General features: G+C 66.2%; 12 protein-coding genes. All 12 read left to right on the top strand.

The window, feature by feature from the left end; all coding sequences use genetic code 11:
- The first annotated feature begins 889 nt into the window (after nucleotides 1–889).
- A complete protein-coding gene (gene algD / locus HMPREF2716_RS27070) occupies nucleotides 890–2200 on the top strand; it encodes a GDP-mannose 6-dehydrogenase (RefSeq protein ID WP_003110461.1) in 1311 nt (436 codons plus the stop codon).
- A gap of 139 nt (nucleotides 2201–2339) precedes the next feature.
- Nucleotides 2340–3824, top strand: a complete 1485-nt coding sequence (gene alg8 / locus HMPREF2716_RS27065; RefSeq protein WP_003119545.1) for a mannuronan synthase — start codon at nucleotides 2340–2342, stop codon at nucleotides 3822–3824.
- A gap of 82 nt (nucleotides 3825–3906) precedes the next feature.
- Nucleotides 3907–5076, top strand: coding sequence for an alginate biosynthesis protein Alg44 (gene alg44, locus HMPREF2716_RS27060; RefSeq protein WP_003092101.1), 1170 nt, complete (start codon nucleotides 3907–3909; stop codon nucleotides 5074–5076).
- 13 nt (nucleotides 5077–5089) lie between these two features.
- Entirely contained in the window at nucleotides 5090–6517 is a 1428-nt protein-coding gene (gene algK, locus HMPREF2716_RS27055) for an alginate biosynthesis TPR repeat lipoprotein AlgK (protein ID WP_003112887.1), read from the top strand.
- Nucleotides 6514–7986 carry an outer membrane porin AlgE gene (gene algE, locus HMPREF2716_RS27050; RefSeq protein ID WP_070622065.1) on the top strand — a complete coding sequence of 491 codons (1473 nt, stop codon included), beginning with the start codon at nucleotides 6514–6516 and terminating at the stop codon, nucleotides 7984–7986. Before algK ends, algE begins: the two co-directional genes overlap by 4 nt.
- Nucleotides 7987–8006: 20 nt before the next feature.
- Nucleotides 8007–9638, top strand: coding sequence for a mannuronan 5-epimerase AlgG (gene algG / locus HMPREF2716_RS27045; RefSeq protein WP_070622064.1), 1632 nt, complete (start codon nucleotides 8007–8009; stop codon nucleotides 9636–9638).
- Between the two features lie 12 nt (nucleotides 9639–9650).
- A complete protein-coding gene (algX, locus tag HMPREF2716_RS27040) occupies nucleotides 9651–11075 on the top strand; it encodes an alginate biosynthesis protein AlgX (RefSeq protein WP_003092107.1) in 1425 nt (474 codons plus the stop codon).
- A 3-nt stretch (nucleotides 11076–11078) separates the two neighbouring features.
- Complete coding sequence (algL, locus tag HMPREF2716_RS27035; RefSeq protein WP_058010717.1) at nucleotides 11079–12182, top strand: alginate biosynthesis protein AlgL; 1104 nt, start codon at nucleotides 11079–11081, stop codon at nucleotides 12180–12182.
- Between the two features lie 241 nt (nucleotides 12183–12423).
- The gene (locus tag HMPREF2716_RS27030) at nucleotides 12424–13986 is read left to right on the top strand and encodes an MBOAT family O-acyltransferase (protein WP_003110467.1); all 1563 of its coding nucleotides are present in this window, start codon (nucleotides 12424–12426) and stop codon (nucleotides 13984–13986) included.
- Nucleotides 13987–14000: 14 nt separating this feature from the next.
- A complete protein-coding gene (gene algJ, locus HMPREF2716_RS27025) occupies nucleotides 14001–15176 on the top strand; it encodes an alginate O-acetyltransferase (protein WP_030048745.1) in 1176 nt (391 codons plus the stop codon).
- Between the two features lie 72 nt (nucleotides 15177–15248).
- Nucleotides 15249–15899 carry an alginate O-acetyltransferase AlgF gene (algF, locus tag HMPREF2716_RS27020; protein WP_004351322.1) on the top strand — a complete coding sequence of 217 codons (651 nt, stop codon included), beginning with the start codon at nucleotides 15249–15251 and terminating at the stop codon, nucleotides 15897–15899.
- A 196-nt stretch (nucleotides 15900–16095) separates the two neighbouring features.
- Nucleotides 16096–17541 carry a mannose-1-phosphate guanylyltransferase/mannose-6-phosphate isomerase gene (locus tag HMPREF2716_RS27015; RefSeq protein ID WP_003092113.1) on the top strand — a complete coding sequence of 482 codons (1446 nt, stop codon included), beginning with the start codon at nucleotides 16096–16098 and terminating at the stop codon, nucleotides 17539–17541.
- Nucleotides 17542–17611: the final 70 nt, after the last annotated feature.

Here is a 17611-nt window from a genome sequence, read left to right as displayed (position 1 = left end):
CCGTCCTGGCGGGCCGCTCCTCTTTCGGCACGCCGACGCCTCCTGGCGCTACCGTTCGTCCCTCCGACACCCCTGCTGCGTCGCCTTTCTCCCCGGAAAAGCCCTTGTGGCGAATAGGCCTACTCAACCGTTCGTCTGCAAGTCATGCGGAACTGCATCACATTTTTTCACGCCCAGCCCACAGACTTTTCCCCCAATTCAAGGCGGAAATGCCATCTCCGGCGTAATCCATTGGCCATTACCAGCCTCCCGCCATTACATGCAAATTACGATTGCAAAGTGCATGGGTCGAAGATTAAGGAATCCTTAAGGTTTGCTTAAGGCGGTAAAAGCGGCTTCTGTTTCATTCCGGTGACGCGGAACTTTCAGCCGCCATGCATTCTGCAACTAGTGGCCATTGGCAGGCATTTAACGGAAAGGCCATCAAGTTGGTATCAAGTGATATCAAACGGATATTTCCAAATATTTCGCGAGCGGGACAAACGGCCGGAACTTCCCTCGCAGAGAAAACATCCTATCACCGCGATGCCTATCGATAGTTATGGGCAGAGCAACTTGAAACCGTCTCGAATAATCGGACTCCGCTCCGAGGGACAAACTCAACCTGTTGAAATTAAAGGCCTTTAGAAACTTGAATTCTATGGACCGAACTAAAACGAAGCATCCAAGGTCGGGTTATGCACCGTTATTGAAACCCACCTGAAACATTAAAGGGCATGAACTTATAACTTGCCCTATTAGAGTGCCGAACAACTAAGCACTCTATTCGAAACTGCCTGAAGGCGGATCAAGGGCTCTGGATCGGGGCTCGTAGTAACGGCTCGCCAGATAGGGAAGTGGCCATACGGCCACCTCATTAACGGCGCGACAAACAATCGAGGTGAATGCGATGCGAATCAGCATCTTTGGTTTGGGCTATGTCGGTGCAGTATGTGCTGGCTGCCTGTCGGCACGCGGTCATGAAGTCATTGGTGTGGATGTCTCCAGCACCAAGATCGACCTGATCAACCAGGGCAAGTCGCCCATCGTCGAACCGGGCCTGGAAGCGTTGTTGCAGCAAGGCCGGCAGACCGGACGGCTGTCGGGCACCACCGACTTCAAGAAGGCCGTGCTGGACTCCGACGTATCGTTCATCTGCGTCGGCACGCCGAGCAAGAAGAACGGCGACCTGGACCTGGGCTACATCGAGACCGTCTGCCGCGAGATCGGCTTCGCCATCCGCGAGAAGTCCGAACGCCACACCGTGGTGGTGCGCAGCACCGTACTGCCGGGCACCGTCAACAACGTGGTGATCCCGCTGATCGAGGACTGCTCGGGCAAGAAGGCCGGGGTCGACTTCGGCGTCGGCACCAACCCCGAATTCCTCCGCGAGAGCACCGCGATCAAGGACTACGACTTCCCGCCGATGACCGTGATCGGCGAACTGGACAAGCAGACCGGCGACCTTCTCGAGGAAATCTACCGCGAGCTGGACGCGCCGATCATCCGCAAGACCGTCGAGGTCGCCGAGATGATCAAGTACACCTGCAACGTCTGGCACGCCGCCAAGGTCACCTTCGCCAACGAGATCGGCAACATCGCCAAGGCGGTCGGCGTCGACGGCCGCGAGGTGATGGACGTGATCTGCCAGGACCACAAGCTCAACCTGTCGCGCTACTACATGCGTCCCGGCTTCGCCTTCGGCGGCTCCTGCCTGCCCAAGGATGTACGCGCCCTCACCTATCGCGCCAGCCAGCTGGACGTCGAGCACCCGATGCTCGGTTCGTTGATGCGCAGCAACTCCAACCAGGTGCAGAAGGCCTTCGATCTCATCACCAGCCACGACACCCGCAAGGTCGGCCTGCTCGGCCTGTCGTTCAAGGCCGGCACCGACGATTTGCGCGAAAGCCCGCTGGTGGAGCTGGCCGAGATGCTCATCGGCAAGGGCTACGAGTTGCGCATCTTCGACCGCAACGTCGAATACGCGCGTGTCCACGGGGCCAACAAGGAATACATCGAGTCGAAGATCCCGCACGTTTCCTCGCTGCTGGTCTCCGACCTCGACGAAGTGGTGGCGAGTTCCGATGTGCTGGTGCTGGGCAATGGCGACGAGCTGTTCGTCGACCTGGTGAACAAGACCCCGAGCGGCAAGAAGCTGGTCGACCTGGTGGGCTTCATGCCGCACACCACCACTGCCCAGGCCGAGGGCATCTGCTGGTAGCGGGCCGCCCCCTGGCCCCGTGAGCCGGTAAAGAACCTCTTTATCGCCCTCGGACCGAAGGCCGTCTCCGCGGCGTGCGCCATAACAACAACAAGCGCACGCCGGCGTCGAGGCCAAGGTCCCCAGCCCGATGGAACTGATGATGGAAACTTACAAACGTGGCCTCGCCGAAGCCACCGGCTGGCTGGTGTTCCTCAGCCTGCTGATGGTGCTCGCGCTGGCAGTGCCGAAGACCGTGTTCGACGCCGACTCCAAGGATTTCATCCTGCTTATCGGCGCCGTCGGCATCTGGCGCTACTCCATGGGCGGCGTGCACTTCCTGCGCGGCATGCTGTTCCTCCACGTGGTCTACCCGTACTACCGCCGGCGCGTGCGCCAGTTGGGCAGCGCGGCCGACCCGTCGCACGTGTTCCTGATGGTCACCAGTTTCCGCATCGACGCCCTGACCACTGCCATGGTCTATCGCTCGGTGATCCGCGAAGCCATCGACAGCGGCTACCCGACCACCGTGGTCTGCTCCATCGTCGAGATGTCCGACGAGGTCCTGGTCCGTTCTCTGTGGGAGAAGATGAACCCGCCGGACCGGGTCAGCCTCGACTTCGTGCGGATTCCCGGCACCGGCAAGCGCGACGGCCTGGCCTATGGCTTCCGCGCGATTTCCCGGCACCTGCCGGACGACGACGCGGTGGTCGCGGTGATCGACGGCGACACCGTGCTCGACCACGGAGTGGTGAAGAAGACCGTGCCCTGGTTCAAGCTCTTCCCCAACGTCGGCGGCCTCACCACCAATGAATTCTGCGAAGTGCAGGGCGGCTACGTGATGAGCGAGTGGCACAAGCTGCGCTTCGCCCAGCGCCACATCAACATGTGCTCGATGGCCCTGTCCAAGCGCGTGCTGACCATGACCGGACGGATGTCGGTGTTCCGCGCCCGGGTGGTGACCAACCCCGAGTTCATCACCGACGTCGAGAACGACCACCTGGAGCACTGGCGCCTGGGTCGCTTCAAGTTCCTCACCGGCGACGACAAGTCCAGCTGGTTCAGCCTGATGCGCCTGGGCTACGACACCTTCTACGTGCCCGACGCGGCGATCAACACGGTCGAGCACCCGCCGGAGAAGAGCTTCATCAAGGCCAGTCGCAAGCTGATGTACCGCTGGTACGGCAACAACCTGCGGCAGAACTCGCGCGCGCTCAAGCTCGGCGCGCGGCGCCTGGGCTGGTTCACCATGCTGGTGCTGTTCGACCAGCGCGTCTCGATGTGGACCAGCCTGCTCGGCCTGGTGGTGGCGATCCTCGCCAGCCTCAAGTACAGCATCGCCTTCCTGCTGGTGTACCTGCTCTGGATCGGTCTCACCCGCCTGGTGCTGACCCTGCTCCTCTCGCTCTCCGGGCACCGCATCGGCCCGGCCTATCCGCTGATCCTCTATTACAACCAGATCGTCGGCGCGCTGGTGAAGATCTACGTGTTCTTCCGCCTCGACCGGCAGTCCTGGACCCGCCAGCCGACCAAGCTGGAGCGCGGCCTGGCCAGCTTCCAGCGCTGGTTCAACGCCTGGTCGTCGCGGGCCATGACCTTCTCTGCCGCCAGCATCTTCGTCGCCGTGCTGCTGACCATCGTATGACCACCGAATCGACTACGGACAACGCCAGGGCCGCGGCCCGCGCGCAAATCGACCCAGATTGGACCGAACAGGACCCGACACCATGAATACAGCCGTCAACGTCAACGTCGTGCACGAATCCGAAGCCCAGCGCCAGTTCGCCCGGGTCAAGCTGCCGGCGCGCATCCGCTACATCGGCGCCAACCGCGAAGGCGTCGACGCACGCCTGCTGGATCTCTCCGCCGGCGGTTTCGCCTTCACCGCGAGCGGCGCGCCGATCCAGCCCGGCGACCTGTACAAGGGCAAGCTGCTGTTCCAGGTCGACAGCATCAGCTTTTCCCTCGAAGTGGAGTTCCAGGTGCGCTCGGTGGACCCCGCCAGCCGCCGCGTCGGCTGCGAGTTCCAGAACCTCAAGCCGCGCGAGGTGGCGGCCCTGCGCTACCTGATCACCTCCTACCTGGCCGGCGAGGTGATCGGCGTCGGCGACATGCTCAATACCCTCCAGCGCGAGAACTTCACCAAGGCCCGCAAGCAGGGCGGCGGCAACGGCGGGATGGGCTTCTTCGGCCGGGTCCGGGCGGTGACCCTGAGCACCGCGATCTTCGTCGTCGGAGTCGGCGCCTTCGCCTTCATCCTCAACCAGATGTACAACCTGTACTTCGTCACCCATGCCGATTCCGGCGTGGTCAGCGTCCCCAACCAGCAGATCACCATGCCCCGCGAGGGCACCGTGCAGAGCCTTCTCGGGCCCAACGCGGAAGTCGCCAAAGGCGCGCCGATCGCTACCTTCTCGGCCAACCTGCTGGACATGCTCAAGGGCAACCTGACCGAGGAGCAGCTCAACCCGGGCAACATCGAGAAGCTCTTCGGCCACCAGATGAAAGGGACCCTGACCAGCCCCTGCGACTGCCGCGTGGTCCAGCAACTGGTAGCCGACGGGCAATACGCCAACAAGGGCCAGGTGATCTTCACCCTCGCGCCGCGCGACAGCGTGGCCAGCATCGAGGCGCGCTTCCCCTACCGCAACGCCGCCGAGCTGGCGCCGGGCACCCGGGTGAACTTCCAGGTCGCCGGCGACGGCGTCAACCGCAGCGGCCGCATCGTCAACACCGCGCCGGTGGACGGCGACCTGTCCTCGGAAATCCGCGTGCAGATCCAGCCCGACCAGCCGCTCGACGCCCAGTACGCCGGCCGCCCGGCCGAGGTCAGCATCGGCGGCCTGCCCGGCCGCACCCTGCTGAACAAGGCCGTGACCCTGGCCACCGCTCGCTGACCGGTACCCGACCATGAAGATGCCCATCCTCCCTCCCCTGCCCCTGGCGTCCCGGCACCTGCTGCTGGCCTCGGCCATCGCCCTGGCCGCCGGCTGCGCCGGACTGCCCGACCAGCGCCTGGCCCAGGAGGCCCTGGAGCGCGGCGACCTCGCCACCGCCCAGAGCAACTACCAGGCCCTGGCCGCGATGGGTTACGCCGACGCCCAGGTCGGCCTCGCCGACATGCAGGTCGCCAGCGGCGACAGCGCCCAGCAGGCCAAGGCCGAAAAGCTCTACCGCGAGGCCGCGCAGACCTCGCCGCGGGCCCGCGCGCGCCTTGGCAAGTGGCTGGCGGCCAAGCCCGGCGCCAGCGACGCCGAGCACCGCGAGGCCGAGCGCCTGCTCAGCCAGGCCTTCGAACAGGGCGAGGACAGTGCCCTGGTGCCGCTCATCGTGCTCTACCTGCAGTACCCGCAGTCCTGGCCGGAAATCGACCCGCAGCAGCGCATCGACCAGTGGCGCGCGCGCGGACTGCCGCAGGCCGACCTGGCGCAGATCATCCTCTACCGCACCCAGGGCACCTACGCCCAGCACCTGGGCGAGATCGAGCAGGTCTGCCAGCGCTGGCTGCGGCGCATGGACGTGTGCTGGTACGAACTGGCCACGGTCTACCAGATGCAGGGCAACGCGGAAAAGCAGAAGGTCCTGCTCGAACAGCTGCGCGCCGCCTACAAGGCCGGCCGGGTGCCCGGCGAGCGGGTCGACTCGGTGGCCGGGGTGCTCGCCGACGGCGAACTCGGCCAGCCCGACCCGCAGACCGCCCAGGCGCTGCTGGAAGAGATCGCGCCGAGCTACCCCGCGGCCTGGGTCAGCCTGGCCAAGCTGCTCTACGACTATCCCGACCAGGGCGACCTGGAAAAGATGCTCGGCTACCTGAAGAACGCCCAGGACGCCGCCCAGCCACGCGCCGAACTGCTCCTCGGGCGCCTCTACTACGACGGCAAGTGGGCGCCGCAGGACCCGCGCAAGGCCGAGCGGCACCTGCTCAAGGCCGCCGCCAGCGAACCCCAGGCCAACTACTACCTGGGGCAGATCTACCGCCGCGGCTTCCTCGGCAAGGTCTATCCGCAGAAGGCCGTCGACCACCTGATCCTCGCCGCCCGCGCCGGCCAGGCCAGCGCCGACATGGCCCTGGCCCAGCTCTGGTCGCAGGGCCGCGGCATCCAGCCGAACCGGGTCAACGCCTACGTCTTCGGCCAGCTCGCCGTGCAGCAGCAGGTACCGCAGGCCAGCGACCTGCTCGGGCAGATCGAAGCGCAACTGCCGCCGGCCGAACGCAGCCAGGCGCAGCAATTGCTCAAGCGCGAACAACAGAGCCGCGGCAACAACTGGCAGGCCACCGTCAGCCTGCTGCAGAGCCAGGACTCGCCGATCAACGAAGAAGAGCCAGAAAGCCTATGAACAGCTCCCGTTCCGTCAACCCGCGGCCGTCCTTCGCGCCGCGCGCCCTGTCCCTGGCCATCGCCCTGCTGCTCGGCGCGCCGGCGTTCGCCGCCGGCAGCGGCGAGGCACCGAAGAACTTCGGCCTGGACGTGAAGATCACCGGCGAATCGGAAAACGATCGCGACCTCGGCACCGCTCCCGGCGGCACCCTCAACGACATCGGTATCGACCTGCGGCCCTGGGCCTTCGGCCAGTGGGGCGACTGGAGCGCCTACTTCATGGGCCAGGCAGTGGCCGCCACCGACACCATCGAGACCGACACCCTGCAATCGGACACCGACGACGGCAACAACAGCCGCAACGACGGTCGCGAGCCGGACAAGAGCTACCTCGCCGCACGCGAATTCTGGGTCGACTACGCCGGCCTCACCGCCTACCCCGGCGAGCACCTGCGCTTCGGCCGCCAGCGCCTGCGGGAAGACAGCGGCCAGTGGCAGGACACCAACATCGAGGCGCTGAACTGGAGCTTCGAGACCACCCTGCTCAACGCCCACGCCGGAGTCGCCCAGCGTTTCAGCGAATACCGCACCGACCTCGACGAACTGGCTCCGGAGGACAAGGACCGCACCCATGTGTTCGGCGACATCTCCACCCAGTGGGCGCCGCACCACCGCATCGGCGTGCGCATCCACCACGCCGACGACAGCGGCCACCTGCGCCGCCCCGGCGAGGAAGTCGACAACCTCGACAAGACCTATACCGGCCAGCTCACCTGGTTCGGCATCGAGGCTACCGGCGATGCCTACAACTATCGTTCGAGCATGCCGCTGAACTACTGGGCCAGCGCCACCTGGCTGACCGGCGACCGCGACAACCTGACCACCACCACGGTCGACGACCGGCGCATCGCCACCGGCAAGCAGAGCGGCGACGTCAATGCCTTCGGCGTCGACCTCGGCCTGCGCTGGAACATCGACGAGCAATGGAAGGCCGGCGTCGGCTACGCCCGCGGCAGCGGCGGTGGCAAGGACGGCGAGGAGCAGTTCCAGCAGACCGGGCTGGAGAGCAATCGCTCCAACTTCACCGGCACCCGCTCGCGCGTGCACCGCTTCGGCGAAGCCTTCCGCGGCGAACTGAGCAACCTCCAGGCAGCCACCCTGTTCGGCTCCTGGCAACTGCGCGAGGACTACGACGCGAGCCTGGTCTACCACAAGTTCTGGCGCGTCGACGACGACTCCGACATCGGTACCAGCGGCATCAACGCCGCCCTGCAACCGGGCGAGAAGGACATCGGCCAGGAACTCGACCTGGTGGTGACCAAGTACTTCAAGCAAGGCCTGCTGCCGGCCTCGATGAGCCAGTACGTCGACGAGCCCTCGGCGCTGATCCGCTTCCGCGGCGGCCTGTTCAAGCCGGGCGACGCCTACGGGCCGGGCACCGACTCGACCATGCACCGCGCCTTCGTCGACTTCATCTGGCGCTTCTGAGCCCCGCGAGGAAACCGGACATGCCCGACATTTCCCTTTCGATCCCCCGCCGCCGGCTCCCGCGCCTGCGCCCGCTGGCCGCGGCAGTGCTCGGCGCGGTGCTGCTGCACGGCCAGGCGTGGGCGGCGCAGCCGGTGGAGAAACCGCAGCCGGTCCCGGCGCAGGCCGGCAACGAGCCGGGCCTGACCCAGAGCCTGAAGGAAACCGGCAACTACACGGTGACCACCGCGCCGGCCGAACCGTTGCACCTGGACCCGCCGAAACTGCCCGACCTCTCCGGCTACACCGCCGCCGCGGTGGAAGCCAAGATCGTGCGCAAGCCGGGTGGCCGCGCCAGCGTGCAGCGCATGGTCCAGCAGCAGCCGCTGAAGGAGTTCACCGGTGGCAGCAACCGCCTCGCCGAATGGGTCAAGCGCCAGCGCCAGATGCCCCAGGCGATCTTCATCGAAGGCGGCTACGTGAACCTCGCCCAGCTCGCCGGCAAGCTTCCCGCCAGCGCGCTGGAACAGGTCGAGCCGGGGGTGTTCGTCGCCCGCCTGCCGATCGTGGTCAGCCAGGGCGCGACCCTCGACATCGACAAGCAGGTCAAGGAACTGCGCCTGTCCCAGGAGCGCGGCGCGTTCCTGGTCAACGACGGCATGCTGTTCGTCCGCGACAGCAAGGTCACCGGCTGGAGCGAATCGAAGAAGGAGCCGGCCTGGTTCAGGACGCCCAACGAGTTCCGTCCGTTCCTGATCTCCTGGGGCGGCGCCGAGGTGTACCTGAGCAACAGCACCTTCACCAGCTTCGGCTACAACGCCTCCAAGGCCTACGGCATCTCCATCTCGCAGTACAGCCCGGGCATGGACAAGCAGATGAAGCGCCCGCGCCCCAAGGGCTGGGTGATCGACTCGACCATCGTCGACAGCTGGTACGGCTTCTATTGCTACGAGGCCGACGACCTGGTGGTGAAGGGCAACACCTACCGCGACAACATCGTCTACGGCATCGACCCGCACGACCGTTCGCACCGCCTGATCATCGCCGACAACACCGTCCACGGGACCAGGAAGAAGCACGGCATCATCGTCTCGCGGGAAGTCAACGACAGCTTCATCTTCAACAACCGCAGCTACGAGAACAAGCTTTCCGGGATCGTCCTCGACCGTAACAGCGAGGGCAACCTGGTGGCCTACAACGAGGTCTATCGCAACCATTCCGACGGCATCACCCTCTACGAGAGCGGCGACAACCTGCTCTGGGGCAACCAGGTCCTGGCCAACCGCCGCCACGGCATCCGCGTGCGCAACAGCGTGAACATCCGCCTCTACGAGAACCTCGCGGCGGGCAACCAGCTGATCGGCGTGTACGGCCACATCAAGGACCTCACCAACACCGACCGCAACATCGCCCTCGACCCATTCGACACCAAGGTCTCGCTGATCGTGGTCGGCGGCAAGCTCGCCGGCAACGGCTCCGGCCCGCTCTCGGTGGATTCGCCGCTGAGCCTCGAACTGTACCGGGTGGCGATGCTCGCCCCGACCAAATCCTCCGGCATCAGCCTGCCCGGCGTTCTCGGCGAGAAGCAGGACCAGATCCTCGACCTGCTGGTGCGCCAGGACAAGGCGGTGCTGATCGACCCCGCGGAAAGCCAGGCCGAACTCCAGGACTGAGGACCCAGACGCATGAAAACCCGCACTTCCCGACTGTTCCGCCTGAGCGCCCTGGCCGCCGGCCTCTGCCTGGCCCAGGCAGCCCTGGCCGCCGACCCCGGCGCGGCGCCGAGCTACCAGGCGCTGCCGGCCGGCAACCTGTGCCCGGCCGCCGCCGACGACTCGCGCTACAACACCAAGTACCTGGGCTTCTTCACCCACCTGGTGCAGGCCCAGGACGACTGGCTGTTCCGCACCACCTACGACCTGCGTACCGACTTCGGCACCAGCGCCGAAGGCTGGCGCGAACTCCGCGCACTGCGCGACGAACTCAAGCGCAAGGGCATCGAGCTGGTGGTGGTCTACCAGCCGACCCGCGGCCTGGTGAACCGCGAGAAGCTCAGCCCGGCGGAAAAGGCCGGCTTCGACTACGAGCTGGCGAAGAAGAACTACCTGGCGACCATCGCCCGCTTCCGCCAGGCCGGCATCTGGACCCCGGACTTCTCGCCGCTGTTCGACGAGAAGGAGGAGCACGCCTACTACTTCAAGGGCGACCACCACTGGACTCCCCATGGCGCCCGGCGCAGCGCGAAGATCGTGGCCGAGACGCTGAAGCAGGTGCCCGGCTTCGAGGAGATCCCGAAGAAGCAGTTCGAAAGCAAGCGCGTCGGCCTGCTGTCCAAGCTCGGCACCTTCCACAAGGCCGCCGCGCAACTCTGCGGCAACAGCTACGCCACCCAGTACGTCGACCGCTTCGAGACCGAGCCGGTGGGCGCCAGCGACAGCGGCGACCTGTTCGGCGACGGCGGCAACCCGCAGATCGCCCTGGTCGGCACCTCCAACAGCGGCCCGGCCTACAACTTCGCCGGCTTCCTGGAGGAGTTCAGCGGCGCCGACATCCTCAACAACGCGGTGTCCGGCGGCGGCTTCGACAGTTCGCTGCTGGCGTACATGACCAGCGAGGAATTCCACAAGAACCCGCCGAAGATCCTCATCTGGGAATTCGCCACCCACTACGACATGGCGCAGAAGAGCTTCTACCGCCAGGCCATGCCGCTGGTGGACAACGGCTGCTCCGGCCGGAAGACCGTACTCAGCCGCAAGGTCAAGCTGCGCCAGGGCCGCAACGAGGTGCTGCTGAACAGCGCCGCGCTACCGATCCGTAGCGGCAGCTACGTCGCCGACGTGACCTACAGCGACCCTTCGGTACACGAGTTGAAGAACACCATCTGGTACATGAACGGCCGCCGCGAGCAGTTGAAGATCGAGCAGTCGAAAGCCGTCGATACCGGCGGCCGCTACGTCTTCCAGCTGCGCAACGACAGCGACTGGGCCGACCAGCAGTTCCTTTCCCTGGAAATCGAAGCGCCGGAGGACATGCCCCAGGGCCTGGAGGTCCAGGCCAGCATCTGCCAGGCGGCGCCCGCCAAGGCCAGCCAGTCGGTGGCCGGGAGGTAAACGATGAAAACGTCCCACCTGATCCGTATCGCCCTGCCCGGTGCCCTCGCCGCGGCATTGCTCGCCAGCCAGGTCAGCCAGGCCGCCGACCTGGTACCCCCGCCCGGCTACTACGCGGCGGTCGGCGAGCGCAAGGGCAGCGCCGGCAGCTGCCCCGCGGTGCCGCCGCCGTATACCGGCAGCCTGGTCTTCACCAGCAAGTACGAAGGCTCCGATTCGGCGCGGGCGACCCTCAACGTCAAGGCGGAGAAGACCTTCCGCTCGCAGATCAAGGACATCACCGACATGGAGCGCGGCGCCACCAAGCTGGTCACCCAGTACATGCGCAGGGGCCGCGACGGCGACCTGGCCTGCGCACTGAACTGGATGAGCGCCTGGGCCCGCGCCGGCGCCTTGCAGAGCGACGACTTCAACCACACCGGCAAGTCCATGCGCAAATGGGCGCTGGGCAGCCTCTCCGGCGCCTACATGCGCCTGAAGTTCTCCAGCTCGCGGCCGCTCGCGGCCCACGCCGAGCAGAGCCGGGAAATCGAGGACTGGTTCGCCCGGCTCGGCACCCAGGTAGTCCGCGACTGGAGCGGCCTGCCGCTGAAGAAGATCAACAACCATTCCTACTGGGCGGCCTGGTCGGTGATGTCCACCGCGGTGGTGACCAACCGCCGCGACCTCTTCGACTGGGCGGTGAGCGAGTTCAAGGTCGCCGCCAACCAGGTCGACGAGCAGGGCTTCCTGCCCAACGAACTCAAGCGCCGCCAGCGCGCCCTCGCCTACCACAACTATGCGCTGCCACCGCTGGCGATGATCGCCGCGTTCGCCCAGGTCAACGGCGTCGACCTGCGCCAGGAGAACCACGGCGCCCTGCAGCGCCTGGCCGAGCGGGTGATGAAGGGAGTCGACGACGAGGAAACCTTCGAGGAGAAGACCGGCGAGGACCAGGACATGACCGACCTCAAGGTCGACAACAAGTACGCCTGGCTGGAGCCCTACTGCGCCCTCTACCGCTGCGAGCCGAAGATGCTCGAGGCGAAGAAGGACCGCGAGCCGTTCAACAGTTTCCGCCTCGGCGGCGAAGTGACGCGGGTGTTCAGCCGCGAAGGGGGAAGTTGAGGGCGTGGCGGGAAGCGGGCGCACAGGCCGGGGGCCACGCGCCCCTCTACCCCGCTCGCCGACCAGGCGTCCCACCAGGCGCCACACCCCGACCCATGCGCGACAGACGCGGGCGGGCGCAACACCTTAGGCAACACCACGGGGAGGAAAACGGCGGGTCGTCCCGCCTTTCCTCGAGCGCTCCAGGGCGCGGAAAGGCAGGGCCGACCTGAATGGTTGACGCTCTAGAGAGAGAGACGGCATGGTCTTTTCTTCAAACGTGTTCCTGTTCCTGTTCCTGCCGGTCTTTCTCGGCCTGTACTACCTGAGCGGCGAACGTTACCGGAACCTGCTGCTGCTGATCGCCAGCTACGTGTTCTACGCCTGGTGGCGGGTGGACTTCCTCCTGCTGTTCGCCGGGGTCACCGTCTTCAACTACTGGATCGGCCTGCGCATCGGCGCCGCCGGCGTACGCACCAGGGCCGCGCAACGCTGGCTGATCCTCGGCGTGGTGGTCGACCTCTGCGTGCTCGGGTACTTCAAGTACGCCAACTTCGGCGTCGACAGCCTCAACGAGATCATCACCTCGTTCGGCATGCAGCCGTTCGTGCTGACCCACATCCTGCTGCCGATCGGCATCTCCTTCTACACCTTCGAGTCGATCAGCTACATCATCGACGTCTACCGCGGCGATACCCCGGCGACCCACAACCTGATCGACTTCGCCGCCTTCGTCGCGATCTTCCCGCACCTGATCGCCGGCCCGGTGCTGCGCTTCAAGGACCTGGTCGACCAGTTCAACCACCGCACCCACACCGTCGACAAGTTCGCCGAAGGCTGCACCCGCTTCATGCAGGGCTTCGTCAAGAAGGTGTTCATCGCCGACACCCTGGCCGCCCTCGCCGACCACTGCTTCGCCCTGCAGAACCCGACCACCGGCGACGCCTGGCTCGGCGCCCTGGCCTACACCGCGCAGCTCTACTTCGACTTCTCCGGCTACAGCGACATGGCCATCGGCCTCGGCCTGATGATGGGCTTCCGCTTCATGGAGAACTTCAACCAGCCCTACATCAGCCAGTCGATCACCGAGTTCTGGCGGCGCTGGCACATCAGCCTGTCGACCTGGCTGCGCGACTACCTCTACATCAGCCTGGGCGGCAACCGCGGCAGCACCTTCCAGACCTACCGCAACCTGTTCCTGACCATGCTCCTCGGCGGCCTGTGGCACGGCGCCAACTTCACCTACATCATCTGGGGCGCCTGGCACGGCATGTGGCTGGCGATCGAGCGGGCCCTCGGAGTGAACGCCGCGCCGCGCGTGCTCAACCCGTTGAAGTGGGCGTTCACCTTCCTCCTGGTGGTGATCGGCTGGGTGATCTTCCGCGCCGAGAACCTGCAGGTCGCCTGGCGCATGTACGAAGCCATGTTCAGCTTCGGCACCTGGCAGCTCTCCGAACTGAACCGCGCCAGCCTCACCGGCCTGCAGGTCGGCACCCTGGTCCTGGCCTACCTGGTGCTGGCGTTCTTCGGCCTGCGCCAGTTCTACAACCAGCCATTGCAGACCAAGGCGCCCAAGGCCGCGGCGAACAGCGACGAAGTGGCCGCCGACGGCCCGGCCAGTGCCCAGCCGCGCGCCCCGCGCGAGGCCGCCGGCGACCCGGCGGCGATCGCCTACTCGCCGAGCGGCGCGCTGGTCTACCAGCCGAGCTGGCTCAGCCAGTTGCCCGTCCTGGCCACCCGCCTGGCGCTGCTCCTGCTGTTCGCCGCCTCGGTGCTGAAGCTCTCCGCGCAGAGCTACTCGCCATTCCTCTACTTCCAGTTCTGAGCGAGGCCCACGCCATGACACAGAGCATTTCCCGCCCCCTGCAATACGCCTATATCGCCGCCTTCGGCGGGCTGCTGCTGGGGCTCGCCGGATGGTCGCTGAAGAGCGTGCCGGGCTTCTCCGCCGCGTCCGATACGCCACTGCTCAACGGCAAGCTGGCGCACGCCTTCGAAGCCCACTACGACAAGGAATTCCCGATCAAGCGCCTGGGCACCAACCTCTGGGCCGCACTCGACTACACGCTGTTCCACGAAGGCCGCCCCGGCGTGGTGATCGGCAAGGACGGCTGGCTGTTCACCGACGAAGAGTTCAAGCCGGCACCGAGCGGCCAGCAACTGGAAGACAACTGGGCACTGGTACGCGGCGTGCAGCGGGAGCTGAACCGGCGCGGCGTCAAGCTGGTGCTCGCGGTGATCCCGGCCAAGGCCCGCCTGTATCCCGAGCACATCGGCCGCGAGCAGCCGGCCGCGCTGCACGACAGCCTCTACCAGGACTTCCTGGCCCGCGCCCGCGCCGCCGGCATCGACAGTCCCGACCTGCTCGGCAGCCTGCGCCAGGCCAAGGACAACGGCGCGGTGTTCCTGCGCACCGACACCCACTGGTCGCCGCTCGGCGCGGAAACCGTGGCCCAGCGCCTCGGCGCGGAGATCCGCGAGACGCACCTGCTGGATGTGCCGGCGCAGAACTTCGTCACCCGCGTCGGCGAAGAACGCACGCACAAGGGCGACCTGCTCAGCTTCCTGCCGCTCGACCCGCTGTTCGACGAACTGCTGCCGCGTCCGGAGCAGTTGCAGCAACGCACCACCGAAGCCGCGCCGGCACTGCCGGGCGGCCAGCAGTCCGGCGCGGGCGACGACCTCTTCGGCGATAGCCAGCAACCGCGCCTGGCGCTGGTCGGCACCAGCTACAGCGCCAACCCCAGGTGGAACTTCGAGGGCGCGCTGAAACAGGCGCTGTCCGCCGACCTGATCAATTACGCGAAGGAAGGCAAGGGCCCCCTCGAACCGATGCTGGAACTGCTGCAGGACGAAGGCTTCCGCAAGGACCCGCCGCAACTGCTGGTCTGGGAGTTTCCCGAGCGCTACCTGCCGATGGCCAGCGACCTCAGCCAGTTCGACGCCGACTGGGTCGCCCAGCTGAAGGCCAGCGGCGGCCGCGATGAGCGCCTGGCCGCCAGCCGCAACGATTGAACGAACACAGCCAAGGCTGTTTACCCACGGGGCCGAGCGCCCCGCTGAAGAAGAAGCAACGGAGGAATACCCATGAACCCGATGACCCGCCGCCACACCTGGACCCGCCTGGCCTGCGCACTTTCCCTCGGCGTCGCCGCATTCGCCGCGCAGGCCGACGAGGGCGCCCTGTACGGGCCCCAGGCACCCAAGGGCTCGGCCTTCGTCCGCGCCTACAACGCCGGCAACAGCGAACTCGACGTGTCGGTCGGCAGCACCAGCCTGAACGACGTTGCGCCGCTCGGTTCCAGCGACTTCAAGTTCCTCCCCCCCGGCAGCTACACCGCCCAGGTCGGCCAGCAGAGCCTGCCGGTCAAGCTCGCCCCGGACAGCTACTACACCCTGGTCAGCCAGCCCGGCGGCAAGCCGCAGCTGGTGGCCGAGCCGCCGTTCAAGAACAAGCAGAAGGCGCTGGTACGGGTGCAGAACCTCAGCGGCTCGAAGCTGACCCTGAAGACCGCCGACGGCAAGACCGACGTGGTCAAGGACGTCGGCCCGCAAAGCCACGGCGACCGCGAGATCAACCCGGTGAAGGTGAACCTGGCGCTGTTCGACGGCAGCAAGAAGGTCAGCGACCTGAAGCCAGTCACCCTGGCCCGCGGCGAGGTGGTCTGCCTGTACGTCACCGGCAGCGGCGGCAAGCTCGCGCCGGTCTGGGTCAAGCGCCCGGTGAAGGCGGACTGAGACCGACCGGGAGAGGCTCGCCCCTCCCGGCATTCCACACAACAAGACCGGCCCGACACCGGCGCACCAACCGTCAGCGCTCCCGCAGAAGGAGCGCACTGGAGAGGTCACCCGGGGCTCCGTGGAGCCCGGTAACGAGATATCCCGCCGCGCGGCGGGATCCCTAGACAGACGCATCGCTTCAAGGAGAAACAACATGATCCCAGTAATCCTTTCCGGTGGCAGCGGCTCGCGACTCTGGCCTCTTTCCCGCAAGCAGTACCCCAAGCAGTTCCTCGCCCTCACCGGCGACGACACCCTGTTCCAGCAGACCATCAAGCGCCTGGCCTTCGACGGCATGCAGGCACCGCTGCTGGTGTGCAACAAGGAGCACCGCTTCATCGTCCAGGAACAGCTGGAGGCACAGAACCTGGCGAGCCAGGCGATCCTCCTCGAACCCTTCGGCCGCAACACGGCGCCGGCGGTGGCCATCGCCGCGATGAAACTGGTCGCCGAAGGCCGCGACGAACTGCTGCTGATCCTTCCCGCCGACCACGTGATCGAGGACCAGCGCGCCTTCCAGCAGGCCCTGGCGCTGGCCACCAACGCCGCCGAAAAGGGCGAGATGGTGCTCTTCGGCATTCCCGCCAGCCGCCCCGAGACCGGCTACGGCTACATCCGCGCGAGCGCCGATGCGCAACTGCCGGAAGGCGTCAGCCGGGTGCAGAGCTTCGTCGAGAAGCCCGACGAAGCCCGCGCCCGCGAGTTCGTCGCCGCCGGCGGCTACTACTGGAACAGCGGCATGTTCCTGTTCCGCGCCAGCCGCTACCTGGAAGAACTGAAGAAGCACGACGCCGACATCTACGACACCTGCCTGCTGGCCCTGGAGCGCAGCCAGCACGACGGCGACCTGGTGAACATCGACGCCGCCACCTTCGAATGCTGCCCGGACAACTCCATCGACTACGCGGTGATGGAGAAGACCTCACGCGCCTGCGTGGTGCCGCTGTCCGCCGGCTGGAACGATGTCGGCAGCTGGTCGTCGATCTGGGACGTGCACGCCAAGGACGCCAACGGCAACGTCACCAAGGGCGACGTGCTGGTCCACGACAGCCACAACTGCCTGGTGCACGGCAACGGCAAGCTGGTCTCGGTGATCGGCCTGGAGGACATCGTGGTGGTGGAAACCAAGGACGCCATGATGATCGCCCACAAGGACCGGGTGCAGGACGTCAAGCACGTGGTCAAGGACCTCGACGCCCAGGGCCGCAGCGAGACCCAGAACCACTGCGAGGTCTACCGTCCGTGGGGCTCCTACGACTCGGTGGACATGGGCGGCCGCTTCCAGGTCAAGCACATCACCGTGAAGCCCGGCGCGCGCCTCTCGCTGCAGATGCACCACCACCGCGCCGAGCACTGGATCGTGGTTTCCGGGACCGCCCAGGTGACCTGCGACGACAAGACCTTCCTGCTCACCGAGAACCAGTCGACCTACATCCCGATCGCCTCCGTGCACCGCCTGGCCAACCCCGGCAAGATCCCGCTGGAGATCATCGAGGTGCAGTCCGGCAGCTACCTCGGCGAGGACGACATCGAGCGCCTGGAAGACGTCTACGGGCGCACCGCAGAACCGGCCCTGCAAGTGGTCGCCGGCAGCCGCTGAAGCGTCGACCCGGCCCCCTGGCGGAGCGATCCGCCAGGGGGTTGTTTTTTTCCGACAACCTACGGGATTG

The organism is Pseudomonas sp. HMSC076A11 (assembly GCF_001810205.1).
In the GTDB taxonomy this organism is placed as follows: domain Bacteria; phylum Pseudomonadota; class Gammaproteobacteria; order Pseudomonadales; family Pseudomonadaceae; genus Pseudomonas; species Pseudomonas aeruginosa.
The sequence above is the reverse complement of the archived record's forward strand: the minus strand, read 5'-3'. Positions and strand labels throughout refer to the sequence as shown.

Coding starts and splice junctions, on each gene's coding strand:
- algD (WP_003110461.1), top strand. CDS start 890: ATGCGAATCAGCATCTTTGGTTTGGGCTATGTCGGTGCAGTATGTGCT.
- alg8 (WP_003119545.1), top strand. CDS start 2,340: ATGATGGAAACTTACAAACGTGGCCTCGCCGAAGCCACCGGCTGGCTG.
- alg44 (WP_003092101.1), top strand. CDS start 3,907: ATGAATACAGCCGTCAACGTCAACGTCGTGCACGAATCCGAAGCCCAG.
- algK (WP_003112887.1), top strand. CDS start 5,090: ATGAAGATGCCCATCCTCCCTCCCCTGCCCCTGGCGTCCCGGCACCTG.
- algE (WP_070622065.1), top strand. CDS start 6,514: ATGAACAGCTCCCGTTCCGTCAACCCGCGGCCGTCCTTCGCGCCGCGC.
- algG (WP_070622064.1), top strand. CDS start 8,007: ATGCCCGACATTTCCCTTTCGATCCCCCGCCGCCGGCTCCCGCGCCTG.
- algX (WP_003092107.1), top strand. CDS start 9,651: ATGAAAACCCGCACTTCCCGACTGTTCCGCCTGAGCGCCCTGGCCGCC.
- algL (WP_058010717.1), top strand. CDS start 11,079: ATGAAAACGTCCCACCTGATCCGTATCGCCCTGCCCGGTGCCCTCGCC.
- HMPREF2716_RS27030 (WP_003110467.1), top strand. CDS start 12,424: ATGGTCTTTTCTTCAAACGTGTTCCTGTTCCTGTTCCTGCCGGTCTTT.
- algJ (WP_030048745.1), top strand. CDS start 14,001: ATGACACAGAGCATTTCCCGCCCCCTGCAATACGCCTATATCGCCGCC.
- algF (WP_004351322.1), top strand. CDS start 15,249: ATGAACCCGATGACCCGCCGCCACACCTGGACCCGCCTGGCCTGCGCA.
- HMPREF2716_RS27015 (WP_003092113.1), top strand. CDS start 16,096: ATGATCCCAGTAATCCTTTCCGGTGGCAGCGGCTCGCGACTCTGGCCT.